Genomic DNA, 11,752 nt, shown 5'->3' with positions numbered 1-11,752 from the left:
TGATATGCGGAAAACCTTGATTTTAAGCCATTTTCTCATGGTGTCTTAAACATTTATGAGGGCTTATAAGAAGATTTTCCGCTATCAAATCAATAAAAAATCCCACATCAGATTTTAGACAGCCCCACCATCAGAACGGATTGACAATTCGACAAAATGTGATATAATCCCACTGTCTGAAAAAATATAAAGTTGTAGCACAGAGGTGTCTGCTCAAAAGCAGATGAAAAGGGAATCCGGTGGGAATCCGGAGCGATGCAGTCACTGTGTACGGGAGCGGCCTTGCAATCCACTGGGAAACTGGGAAGGGCAATGCCGTGACGAACGAAGTCAGGAGACCTGCCTCTGTGTGGAATCTCAAACCTGCTGCCAACGGGTTGGTTTTCCTACGAACTTATGATCCGCTGCGGGTCACCGCGCGGATGTATATGTAGTAAGAAGCACCGAGGGCGGCTGTGTGAGACACAGCCGCTTTTATATTTCTTTCAGAACAAATAATTTGGAAAGAGGTAGATTCCCCATGAAGAAAGCACTTGCCTTTCTCATGGCGGCAGTGATGCTCATGAGCATGCTGACCGCCTGCGGCAACAAGGACGTTGCCGATGACACCAAGGACAACAACGATGTGTCCACCGCCGAGGCTGATCAGGCCGCCGCCGACAAGGTCGCTGCGCTGATCGACGCCATCTACGTGCAGGAGCGCACTGAGGAGACAGACGCCCAGTGCGAGGCCGCCAAGGCCGCTTGGGACGCCCTGACCGATGCCCAGAAGGCACTGGTGGAGGGCGAGGAAGCCAGCCCCGACTATTTCGGTCTGGACACCGGTGACGCGTCCAAGGACGATCCCCGCAACCAGGATGAGATCGGCGAGAAGGAGCTGCTGGTGGTGTCCTTCGGCACCTCCTACAACGACAGCCGCGTAGCCGACATCAAGAGCATTGAGGACGCCCTGCAGGCGGCCAACCCCGATTGGTCCGTGCGCCGTGCCTTCACCGCTCAGATCATCATCAACCACATCCAGGCCCGTGACGGCGAGAAGATCGACAACATGGAGCAGGCTCTGGAGCGCGCTGTCGCCAACGGCGTGAAGCAGCTGGTGGTGCAGCCCACCCATCTGATGCACGGTGCTGAGTACGATGAGATGTGCGCCGCCATCGACAAGGTTCGTGACAAGTTCGAGTCCGTTGAGATCGCCGAGCCCATGCTGGGTGAGGTGGGCAACGATGCCACCGTCATCAACGCCGACAAGGAAGCCGTTGCCAAGGCCGTCGTCGCCGCTGCTCTGAGCGAGAGCGGTTACGAGTCCACCGCCGCCGCCAAGGAGGCCGGTGTTGCCTATGTGCTGATGGGCCACGGTACGGCTCATGTGGCCAAGGTCACTTACAGCCAGATGGCCACCCAGATGGACAAGCTGGGCTATGAGAACGTATTCATCGGCACCGTGGAGGGCGAGCCCGAGGACACCTCCTGCGAGGCCGTGATCGCAGCTGTCAAGGAAGCCGGTTACACCACCGTGGTGCTGCGTCCCCTGATGGTCGTGGCGGGCGACCACGCCAACAACGACATGGCCGGTGCGGACGAGGATTCCTGGAAGACCATGTTTGAGGCCGCCGGTCTCACCGTGAACTGCCAGATCTCCGGTCTGGGCCGTATCGCGGACGTGCAGGCTCTCTACGTGGCACACACCAAGGCTGCCATCGACGCTATCGCGTAACAAGGACTGACTTGGCTCCGGGGCGGTATATTATCGCCTCGGAGCCTTTTTCAGAGCAAGGAGGACACATAAAAATGAAGAAGTTTCTTTCCTGTCTGCTGGCACTGCTGATGACGGCATCGCTGCTGGCAGGCTGCGGACAGCAGAAAACAGATGACAACAACGGCGGCGATGTCGCCGAGCCCGCGCTGGCGGACGGCGTGTACACCGCAGATTTCAACACCGACAGCAGTATGTTCCACGCCAACGAGACCTGCGACGGCAAGGGCGTACTGACCGTGAAGGACGGGCAGATGACCATTCACGTCAGCCTCGCCTCCACCAGCATCGTGAATCTGTTCCCCGGTTTGAAGGAGGACGCACAGAAGGACGGTGCCGTGCTGCTACAGCCCACCAAGGATACCGTCACCTATCCCGATGGTCTGTCCGAGGAGGTTAACGGCTTTGACATCCCCGTGCCCGCCTTGGACACGGAGTTCGACGTGGCCCTCATCGGCAAGAAGGGCGTATGGTATGACCACAAGGTTTCCGTCTCCAACCCTGTTCTGAAGGAGGATGACGGCGATGACGCTGCCGCCATCGCATTGGCGGACGGCACTTACACCATTGAGGTAGGCTTTGAGGGCGGCTCCGGTAAATCCCATGTGCTGACTCCCTGCACCCTGAAGGTGGAGAACGGCGCTGCCACCGCCACCATCGTGTGGAGCAGTGAGAAGTATGACTATATGCTGGTGGATGGCCAGCGTTACGATGTCCTCACCACCGAGGGCGGCTCCACCTTCGAGATCCCCGTGCGGGCGCTGGATACCCCGCTGACGGTGATCGGCGACACCACCGCCATGAGCACCCCCCACGAGATCGAGTACACTCTGACCTTTGATTCCACCACGGCGGTGGAGGCAGCCCAGTGAAACGGCTGACCGCCGCGGTACTGGCGCTGCTGCTGATACTGTCCCTCTGTGCCTGCGGCACGGCAGACGCCCCTGCCAAAACAGATGGACAAACTGCCTCCATATCGTGGGATGAGTTGGTCTTTGACCGTACCATGCCCCTGCGCTATGCCCAGCAGTTTACCGTAGAGTATGCCGGAGAGAGCTACAAGCGCATCACCATCAACAACGACCGGGTGTACCTGCTGGTAGCGGAGGGCGCGGCGGTGCCTGACGGAACACCCTCCGGCGTCACTGTTTTGCACCAGCCGCTGGATCAGATCTATCTGGTAGCCGCCGCTGCCATGGACTACTTCGACAAGCTGAACGCCATCGACTGCATCACCCTCAGCGGTAAAAAGCAGACAGACTGGTATATCCAGCGTGCCAAGGACGCCATGGACAGCGGAGCGCTGGTATACGCCGGCAAGTACTCCGAGCCGGATTATGAGCTGATCCTGTCGCAGGGCTGTGATCTGGCGGTGGAAAACACCATGATCTATCACTCTCCGGCGGTGCTGGAGCAACTGGAGCGGCTGGGCATCCCCGTGCTGGTGGAGACATCCAGCTACGAGACCCAGCCCTTGGGTCGGATGGAGTGGATCAAGCTGTACGCGGCGCTGCTGGACAAGGAGGATGAGGCCGAGGCGCTGTTTAATGAGAAGATGGACAGCGTGGCGGACGTACTGGAGCAGCAGCCCACCGGCAAGACTGTGGCGTTTTTCTACATCACCAGCAGCGGCGCTGTAAACGTCCGCAAGTCCACGGACTATGTGGCGAAGTGCGTCACCATCGCAGGCGGAGACTATGTCTCCTTCGATGAATCGGCGGAGGACAACGCCCAGTCCACCATCAACATTCAGATGGAATCCTTCTACCACGGTGCAGTGGACGCCGATGTGCTGATCTACAACAGCATCATCGATGGTGAGCTGCACACGCTGGACGAATTGGTGGCACTGGATCCACTGATGGCCGACTTCAAGGCCGTCAAGAGCGGTAATGTGTGGTGCCTGACCAAAAACTTCTATCAGGAGTCGCTGGAGCTGAGCGACCTTATTTTGGATATCAACCATGCACTGACCGAATCGCAGGATGCATCCTTCCGTTTTTTGACGCGGCTGCATTGATGGAATCCTGCTTTGGCAGATAATAGGGAGGAGCAGCATGAACAAGACCCGAACACTTCGCATCTGGGGCAGCTTTTTGCTGCTCCTCCTGCTTTTACTCACATTTTTACTTTGGAATATTTTCGCGGGGAGCGTTTCGCTTTCCGCGTCTGAGATATGGCGCATTCTGCTGGGGGGCGATGTGGGCTTTACCCAGAGCCAGATCATCGTGAAGATCCGTCTGCCCCGGCTTCTCTCGGCGCTGATACTGGGCGGAGCGCTGTCCCTGTCCGGCTATCTGCTGCAAACCTTTTTCCATAACCCCATCGCAGGCCCCTTCGTGCTGGGCATCTCCTCCGGCGCAAAGATGACGGTGTGCGTGGCCATGCTGGTGCTTTTGAGCCGGGGCAAGACCACCTCCTCCGCCATTCTCATCGCGGCGGCCTTCGTGGGAGCTATGGTATCCATGGGCTTCGTGTTGCTGATCTCCCAGCGGGTCAAGCGCATGAGCCTGCTGGTGGTCTGCGGCGTGATGATCGGCTATATCTGCTCGGCGCTGACGGATTTTCTCGTGACCTTTGCCGACGATTCCAGCATCGTGAATCTGCACAACTGGTCTCTCGGCTCCTTCTCCGGCATGAGCTGGGACAACGTAAAGACTATGGCCGTTGTCTGCGGCATCACGCTGCTGCTGACCTTCCTGCTTTCCAAGCCCATCCGGGCGTACCAGTTGGGCGAGGTCTACGCCCAGAATATGGGCGTCCCCCTGCGGGCCTTCCGGACGGCGCTGATCCTGTTGTCCAGTGTGCTGTCCGCCTGCGTCACGGCCTTTGCCGGCCCCATCTCCTTTGTTGGCATCGCAGTGCCGCACCTGATGAAGTCCCTGTTCAAATCGGCGGAGCCGCTGTGTATGATCCCGGCCTGCTTTTTAGGCGGCGGCGTGTTCTGCCTGTTCTGCGACCTTATCGCCCGCACCGCCTTTGCCCCCACAGAGGTGAGCATCAGCTCCGTCACGGCGGTATTCGGCGCACCCATCGTGATCTACATGATGATCCACAGAAAGGCGGCGTGAGTATGGCATATCTGGAAACAAAAGACCTGACCGTGGGCTACCACGGCAAGCCGCTGATCGAGGACATCGCCCTCCATGTGCAGCGGGGCAGGATCGTCACGCTGATAGGCCCCAACGGCTCGGGAAAATCCACCATATTGAAAACCATCATCGGCCAACTCTCCAAGGTGTCCGGCACGGTGTTTCTGGATGGAAAGGCCATGGAGGCGCACAGCCGCAATGAGATCGCCCGGCGCATGGCCATTCTGATGACGGCGCGCATGGAGCCGGAGCTGATGACCTGCCGGGACGTAGTGAGCAGCGGCCGCTATCCCTACACAGGCCGGCTGGGCATTTTGCAGTCGAAGGATCAGGCCATCGTGGAGCGCTCCTTGGAGCAGGTAGGCGGCATGGAGTTTGCTGACCGGCCCTTCTCCGCCATCAGCGATGGGCAGCGCCAGCGGATCCTGCTGGCCCGGGCCCTGTGTCAGGAGCCGGAGATCATCGTGCTGGACGAGCCCACCAGCTTTCTGGACATCCGCTACAAGCTGGAGCTTTTGACGGTGCTCAAGCGCATGGTGCGGGAGAACGATCTGGCGGTGTTGCTGTCGCTCCACGAGCTGGAGCTGGCAGAGCGCATCTCCGATACCGTGGTGTGCGTGGCGGGCGACAGGATCGACCGCATCGGCCCGCCGGAGGAGATCTTCACCCGCGCATATATCGCAAAGCTGTACCAGATGGAGCACGGGAAGTACGACCCCTGCTTCGACAGTTTGGAATTCGTGCCGTAAGGAGTGCCATCATGGAAAAACAGGGTGTTTTTTACGCCGTCAGCGTGGGTCCCGGCGACCCGGAGCTGCTGACCCGGCAGGCGTGTCGGGTTCTGGAGGTGTGTGATGTTATAGCGGCCCCTCGAACCAAGGCCGGTCGGATGCTGGCGTTGGACATCGCCGGAGGCGCGGTGGATATGCGGGGAAAGACCATATTGCCGCTGGACTTCACCATGGCGCATGACGCGGCGGTACGGGAGGAGAGCTACCGCACGGCGGCAGGTGCCATCGAGGCGGAGCTGACGACGGGGCGAGACGTTGCCATGGTGAATCTGGGCGACGTATCCGTGTACGCCACGGCGTACTATATTTTAGAGCGCGTCCGCTCTGACGGGTTCGAGGTGGTCATGTGTCCCGGTGTCACCAGCTTCTGCGCCGTGGCGGCGCGGCTGGGGCGCAGCCTCACCCGCATGGAGGAGCCTCTCCACATCCTGCCGGGCAGTGCCGAGCTGGACAGCGCGCTGGCGCTGCCGGGGACGAAGGTGCTGATGAAGTCCGGGAGAGCCATCCGCGAGACGGTGGACGCGCTGGAAAGGCACGGTCTTGCAGCGCGTGCCGGGATGGTGGCGGACTGCGGGCTGGAGACGGAGCAGGTCTATACCGACCTGCGGCAGCTGCCGGAGGAGATCAGCTATTTTGCCACCATTGTGGCGGATTGAGAGGACACTATGCAGAGACGAGTGCCCCGGCTGGTGCTTGCCGGAACCAACAGCGGCTGCGGCAAGACCACCGTCACCTGCGCCGTTTTGCAGGCACTGGTATCGCGGGGTCTGCGGGTAGGCGCGGCGAAATGCGGCCCGGATTACATCGACCCCATGTTCCACAGCCGTGTTATCGGCGCGAAAAGCTCCAATTTGGACAGCTTCTTTTTTGACCGCGACACCATGCGCTATCTGCTGGCTCACAACGGTCAGGACTGCGATATCACGGTGATTGAGGGGGTCATGGGCTATTATGACGGTCTGGGGCTGACATCCACCCGCGCCAGCACCTATGAGACGGCGCGGGAAACGGAAAGCCCCGTGGTGCTGGTGGTGAACGCACGGGGGGCGGCGTTGTCCGTTGTGGCGGCGGTGCAGGGCTTTCTGGACTTTGCGCCGGACAACAACGTGCAGGGCGTCATTCTGAACGGGTGCAGTGCCATGAGCTACAGCGCGCTGGCGCGGGAGCTGGAAAGCCGGCTGGGCGTCCGCGCCTGCGGCTATCTGCCCCGGCTGCCAGAGTGCGCGCTGGAGAGCCGCCATCTGGGGCTGGTGACAGCGGACGAGGTGGCGGATCTGCGGGAGAAGCTGCGGCAGCTGGCGGAGGCGGCGGAAAAGACGCTGGAGCTGGACGCGCTGCTGGAGATCGCCCACAATGCGCCAGTGCTGGACTTCACGCCGCCGGTATTGCCGGAAAAGGGCGCGCCGGTGCGGATCGGCGTGGCCCGCGACCGGGCGTTCTGCTTTTACTATGAGGACAGCCTCGACCTGCTGCGGCAGCTGGGCGCGGAGCTGATACCCTTCAGCCCGCTGGCGGACGAAAAGCTCCCCGACGGTGTGCAGGGCCTGTACTTGGGCGGCGGCTACCCGGAGCTTTACGCGGCGCAGTTGGAGGAAAACCACGCCCTGCGCAGGCAAATCCGAGACGCTGTACACACGGGGATGCCCTGTATCGCCGAGTGCGGCAGCTTCATGTATCTGACGCAGTCCATCGCAGGCCGCGCCATGGTGGGTGCGCTGCCGGGGGACTGCTTTGATACGGGGAAGCTGACCCGGTTCGGCTATATCACCGCCACGGCCCGGGAGGACAATCTCCTCTGCCGCGCCGGAGAGCAGGTGCCGATGCATGAATTCCACCACTGGGACACCCCACAGCTCGGCGATGCTTTTGGGGCGGAAAAGCCCTCCGGAAAGCAGTGGCGCTGTGCGTATGCCACGGACACGCTGTACGCGGGTTTTCCCCACTTCCATTTTTACGCCAAGCCTGTCATGGCACAGCGCTTTTTGGCGGCTTGCAGAAAGGAGACGCTATGATGGAGCAAATGAAGCCTATGGACATTGAGAAGCGCAGCTTCGCCATCATCACAGAGCTGCTGGGCGACCGGCGGCTGGACCCGGAAAATGAGCTGGTCATCAAACGGGTCATCCACACCACGGCGGATTTTGACTATGTGGACAATCTGGCCTTTTCCGGCCACGCGGTGCAAAAGGCCATCGCCGCTCTGCGGGCGGGCTGCGACATTGTGACCGATACCCAGATGGCCAAGGCCGGGATCAATAAGACGATCCTCGCCTCGCTGGGCGGAGAGGTACACTGCTTCATGTCGGACGCAGACGTGGCGGCGGAGGCTAAGGAGCGCGGTGTGACCCGGGCCTTTGTATCCATGGAGCGGGCAGCAGCCCTGCCCAAGCCCTGCATCTTCGCCATCGGCAACGCCCCTACGGCACTTTTTTCGCTGGAGGAACTGATGGAGGCAGACAAGCTCCGTCCCGCCCTCATCATCGGGGTACCGGTGGGCTTTGTGAATGTGGTGGAGAGCAAGGAGCGCATCATCGAGGCCGCTGCCGCGCCCTACATCGTGTCCCGGGGCCGCAAGGGCGGCAGCAACGTGGCGGCGGCCATCTGCAACGCCATGCTCTACCAGATCAGGCGGTAGGTCATGAAGGAATTTATCATACGGGACGGAAAAAAGCTCCGTCTGGGCTACACCACCGGCTCCTGTGCCGCGGCGGCAGCCAAGGCCGCCGCATGGATGCTGCTGAGCGGCAGCAAAAAGGAGTCCATTCGCCTGCTGACACCCAAGGGCATGGAGCTGGCATTGGCGGTGGAGGACATCTATCTGTCCCCGGACTGTGTGCGCTGCGCCATCCGGAAGGACAGCGGCGACGACCCGGATATCACCCGTGACACCCTGATCTATGCCGAGGTGCGGAAAACAGAGACTGTTGGTATTGTCATCGACGGCGGACAGGGCGTAGGTCGGGTAACCAAGCCGGGTCTTGACCAGCCGGTGGGCGCGGCGGCCATCAACTCTGTACCCCGCCGGATGATCCAGGAGACCGTGGAGGAGGTCTGCGGCCTGTTCGGATACACCGGCGGCCTGTATGTGGTAATCTCCGCTCCCGATGGCGAGACGCTGGCGAAAAAGACCTTCAATCCCCGGTTGGGCATTGAGGGCGGCATCTCTATCTTAGGCACCACGGGGATCGTAGAGCCTATGAGTGAGCAGGCGCTGGTGGACACCATCCATGTAGAGCTGCGGCAGCGGCGGGAGGGCGGCGCGGATTATGTACTGCTTGCCCCCGGCAACTACGGCGTAGACTATATCAAGGGCACCATGGGCATCGACCCCGCCACGGCGGTGATGACCTCCAACTTCATCGGCGACGCGCTGGAGATGTGCCGGGAGCTGGGCTTCAGAGGGGCGCTGCTCATCGGTCATATCGGCAAGCTGGTAAAGCTGGCGGGCGGTATGTGGAACACCCACTCCCGCTATGGCGACTGCCGCATGGACATCCTGACGGCCTGTGCCGCCGCAGAGGGACTGGGCGCGGCGGCAGCGGAGGAGCTGCTCCGCTGCGCCACCTGTGACGACGCCCTGCGGCTGTTGAAGGAGCAGGGACTTTATGACGCAGTGCTGCACCGGCTGGCCGGGCGCATTGACGACATGATGCACTATAAATGCAGTGATATAGAGACGGGAGCCATCCTCTTTTCCAAGGAATATGGCTATCTTTGTGAGACGAAGGGCGCATCCAAGCTGCTGCGCCGGATAAAGGAGGACTGACAATGGTACATTTTGTGGGAGCGGGCAGCGGCGCTGCCGACCTCATCACCGTCCGAGGCGCCAAGCTGCTGGACGAGGCCGACGTGGTGATCTACGCCGGCTCACTGGTGAATCCGGCGCTGCTGGACTACACCAGGGAGGGCTGCGAGATCCACGACAGCGCCAAGCTGACGCTGGAAGAGGTTATCGCCCTCATCGAGAAGGCGGAGGCGGAGGGAAAGACCACGGTGCGTCTGCACACGGGAGATTCCAGCATCTATGGTGCGGTGCGGGAGCAGTTCGACGAGCTGGAAAAGCGGGACATTGTCTACGATGTCTGCCCCGGCGTCAGCGCCTTCTGCGGCGCGGCGGCGGCTCTGCGGGCGGAGTACACCCTGCCCGATGTGAGCCAGACCGTCATCATCACCCGCGCTCCCGGCCGCACGCCGGTACCGGAGCGGGAGTCCATCCGCTCTCTGGCAGCCCATCAGGCCACCATGGTGCTGTTTCTCAGCACCTCGCTGACGGAGCATTTGCAAGCCGAGCTGCTGGCGGGAGGCTATACAACTGACACCCCGGCGGCAGTGGTCTACAAGGCCACTTGGCCGGAGGAGCATATCTTCCGCTGCACGGTGGGGACGCTCCACGAGACGGTGACAGGCAACGGTCTGACCAAGACCTCGCTGATCGTGGTGGGTAACTGTCTGGGTGACACCTATCTGCGCTCACTGCTGTATCACCCCAACTTTACAACGGAGTTCCGCAAGGGGGCGCAATGAGAGCCGCCCTGTTTGCCTTCAGCCGCGGTGGCTGCGCCACGGCGCGGCGGATACTGGCGGCGCTGCCGGATGAGGCATGGATGTGCTATACCATGCCGCGTTTTGAAGAGCCGGGCTTTCTGCCGCTGGACAAGGCGGTATATGGCGCGAGCTTTTCCTCCGTGGACGCACTGATTTTTGTGGGGGCCTGCGGCATCGCCGTGCGGGAGATCGCCCCCTATGTCAAAAGCAAAAAAACCGACCCGGCGGTGGTTTGCATCGACGAGGCGGGGCGGTTTGTGATCCCCCTGCTCTCCGGCCATATCGGCGGCGCCAACGCGCTGGCGGTGAAGCTGGCGGAAAAGCTGGGGGCCACGGCGGTGGTCACCACCGCCACCGATGTCCGCGGCAAATTTTCCGTGGACGCATGGGCTGCCCGACACGGCTGCGTCATCTCTGACATGGGGCTTGCCAAGGCGGTTTCGGCGGCGATCTTAGAGGAGGATATCCCCCTTTGCAGCCAGTTTTCTCTGCCCGCCCCCCTGCCGGAGGGTACATTTGCCGGGGAGAGCGGCCCGCTGGGCGTCTTCATTGGCTGGCGTACAAAGGCGCACTTTGCCCGCACCCTGCGGCTTATCCCTCGCGTACTGCGGGTAGGTGTAGGCTGCCGACGGGGCATCTCCGCCGAGGCGGTGGTGCGTGCGGTGCAGACAGTGTTCGCGGAAAATGGGCTGGATACGGCGGCCATCTGCGGCGTCTGTTCCATCGACCTGAAGCAGGACGAGGCAGGCCTGCTGGCCGCCTGTGAGAAAAACAACTGGCCGGTGCATTTTTACACGGCGCAGCAGCTGCGGGATGTGGCGGGTGACTTCACTTCCTCCGACTTCGTCTGCTCCGTTACCGGCGTGGACAATGTCTGTGAGCGGGCGGCGCTGCTGGATGCCGAAAAACTGATCGTACAAAAAACAGCGCGCCGCGGCGTGACCGTCGCCGTCGCGGCGGAGCATTGGGAGGTGCGCTTTGGGTAAGGTAATTGTAGTAGGTATCGGGCCGGGCAGCTATGAGGATATGACCATTCGGGCGGATACCGCCCTGCGGGCGTGTGACGCCATCGTAGGCTACCCGGTGTATGTGGATCTGGTGCGGGATCGCTACCCCGGCAAGGAGCTTCACTCCACCCCCATGACACGGGAGGCTGAGCGCTGCCAGCTGGCGCTGGAGCTGGCGCGCAGCGGTAAGACCGTCGCCATGGTCTGCTCCGGTGACAGCGGCATCTACGGCATGGCGGCGCTGGTCTATGAGCTGCGGGGCGAGGCGCAGGAGCCTGAAATTCAGGTGGTGCCTGGTCTGACGGCGGCTTGCAGCGCCGCAGCGGTGCTGGGTGCGCCGCTGACCCACGACTTTGCGGTCATCAGCCTCAGCGATCGGCTGACGCCGTGGGAAACCATCGAAAAGCGGCTGGACTGCGCGGCGGCGGCGGATCTGACCATCGCCCTGTACAACCCCGCCAGCCACGGCAGACCCGACCACCTGAAGCGGGCCTGCGATATCCTGCTGCGCCGTCTGCCGGGAGAGCGGCTGTGCGGCATCGTGCGCAATATTGGCCGTGAGGG

Annotated in this window: 12 protein-coding genes and 1 riboswitch; all 12 genes read left to right on the top strand. The window is 61.5% G+C overall.

Annotated features, from left to right (window positions below; all coding sequences use genetic code 11):
* The first annotated feature begins 186 nt into the window (after window positions 1-186).
* Window positions 187-361: riboswitch (cobalamin riboswitch) on the top strand.
* Between the two features lie 159 nt (window positions 362-520).
* Complete coding sequence (locus ACZM22_RS10905; RefSeq protein ID WP_489544088.1) at window positions 521-1,714, top strand: sirohydrochlorin cobaltochelatase; 1,194 nt, start codon at window positions 521-523, stop codon at window positions 1,712-1,714.
* Between the two features lie 74 nt (window positions 1,715-1,788).
* Window positions 1,789-2,625, top strand: coding sequence for an iron transporter (locus ACZM22_RS10900; protein ID WP_489544087.1), 837 nt, complete (start codon window positions 1,789-1,791; stop codon window positions 2,623-2,625).
* Complete coding sequence (locus tag ACZM22_RS10895; RefSeq protein ID WP_489544086.1) at window positions 2,622-3,773, top strand: ABC transporter substrate-binding protein; 1,152 nt, start codon at window positions 2,622-2,624, stop codon at window positions 3,771-3,773. The genes ACZM22_RS10900 and ACZM22_RS10895 overlap by 4 nt, the downstream gene beginning before the upstream one ends.
* A 37-nt stretch (window positions 3,774-3,810) precedes the next feature.
* Entirely contained in the window at window positions 3,811-4,824 is a 1,014-nt protein-coding gene (locus ACZM22_RS10890) for a FecCD family ABC transporter permease (protein WP_489544060.1), read from the top strand.
* Between the two features lie 2 nt (window positions 4,825-4,826).
* A complete protein-coding gene (locus tag ACZM22_RS10885) occupies window positions 4,827-5,594 on the top strand; it encodes an ABC transporter ATP-binding protein (protein WP_489544085.1) in 768 nt (255 codons plus the stop codon).
* A gap of 11 nt (window positions 5,595-5,605) precedes the next feature.
* Window positions 5,606-6,292, top strand: coding sequence for a precorrin-2 C(20)-methyltransferase (gene cobI / locus ACZM22_RS10880; protein ID WP_489544084.1), 687 nt, complete (start codon window positions 5,606-5,608; stop codon window positions 6,290-6,292).
* 9 nt (window positions 6,293-6,301) lie between these two features.
* Entirely contained in the window at window positions 6,302-7,648 is a 1,347-nt protein-coding gene (locus tag ACZM22_RS10875) for a cobyrinic acid a,c-diamide synthase CobB (protein ID WP_489544083.1), read from the top strand.
* On the top strand, window positions 7,648-8,271 hold the full coding sequence (locus tag ACZM22_RS10870) for a precorrin-8X methylmutase (protein WP_489544089.1): 624 nt from the start codon (window positions 7,648-7,650) through the stop codon (window positions 8,269-8,271). The genes ACZM22_RS10875 and ACZM22_RS10870 overlap by 1 nt, the downstream gene beginning before the upstream one ends.
* 3 nt (window positions 8,272-8,274) lie before the next feature.
* Entirely contained in the window at window positions 8,275-9,402 is a 1,128-nt protein-coding gene (cbiD, locus tag ACZM22_RS10865) for a cobalt-precorrin-5B (C(1))-methyltransferase CbiD (protein WP_489544082.1), read from the top strand.
* Between the two features lie 2 nt (window positions 9,403-9,404).
* A complete protein-coding gene (gene cobM, locus ACZM22_RS10860; RefSeq protein WP_489544081.1) occupies window positions 9,405-10,160 on the top strand; it encodes a precorrin-4 C(11)-methyltransferase in 756 nt (251 codons plus the stop codon).
* Window positions 10,157-11,167 carry a cobalt-precorrin 5A hydrolase gene (locus tag ACZM22_RS10855; RefSeq protein ID WP_489544080.1) on the top strand — a complete coding sequence of 337 codons (1,011 nt, stop codon included), beginning with the start codon at window positions 10,157-10,159 and terminating at the stop codon, window positions 11,165-11,167. The genes cobM and ACZM22_RS10855 overlap by 4 nt, the downstream gene beginning before the upstream one ends.
* Window positions 11,160-11,752 (top strand): precorrin-3B C(17)-methyltransferase (gene cobJ / locus ACZM22_RS10850; RefSeq protein WP_489544079.1); only part of this gene is annotated, 593 nt, incomplete at its 3' end. The genes ACZM22_RS10855 and cobJ, both read left to right, overlap by 8 nt.

The organism is Vescimonas sp. (assembly GCF_057856985.1).
This window is presented reverse-complemented; position numbering and strand designations above follow the sequence as displayed.

Excerpts from the sequence above, each read along its gene's own strand:
- cbiD (WP_489544082.1), top strand. The coding sequence starts at position 8,275 with ATGAAGGAATTTATCATACGGGACGGAAAAAAGCTCCGTCTGGGCTAC.
- ACZM22_RS10875 (WP_489544083.1), top strand. The coding sequence starts at position 6,302 with ATGCAGAGACGAGTGCCCCGGCTGGTGCTTGCCGGAACCAACAGCGGC.
- ACZM22_RS10885 (WP_489544085.1), top strand. The coding sequence starts at position 4,827 with ATGGCATATCTGGAAACAAAAGACCTGACCGTGGGCTACCACGGCAAG.
- cobI (WP_489544084.1), top strand. The coding sequence starts at position 5,606 with ATGGAAAAACAGGGTGTTTTTTACGCCGTCAGCGTGGGTCCCGGCGAC.
- ACZM22_RS10900 (WP_489544087.1), top strand. The coding sequence starts at position 1,789 with ATGAAGAAGTTTCTTTCCTGTCTGCTGGCACTGCTGATGACGGCATCG.
- ACZM22_RS10890 (WP_489544060.1), top strand. The coding sequence starts at position 3,811 with ATGAACAAGACCCGAACACTTCGCATCTGGGGCAGCTTTTTGCTGCTC.
- ACZM22_RS10855 (WP_489544080.1), top strand. The coding sequence starts at position 10,157 with ATGAGAGCCGCCCTGTTTGCCTTCAGCCGCGGTGGCTGCGCCACGGCG.
- ACZM22_RS10905 (WP_489544088.1), top strand. The coding sequence starts at position 521 with ATGAAGAAAGCACTTGCCTTTCTCATGGCGGCAGTGATGCTCATGAGC.
- cobM (WP_489544081.1), top strand. The coding sequence starts at position 9,405 with ATGGTACATTTTGTGGGAGCGGGCAGCGGCGCTGCCGACCTCATCACC.
- ACZM22_RS10870 (WP_489544089.1), top strand. The coding sequence starts at position 7,648 with ATGGAGCAAATGAAGCCTATGGACATTGAGAAGCGCAGCTTCGCCATC.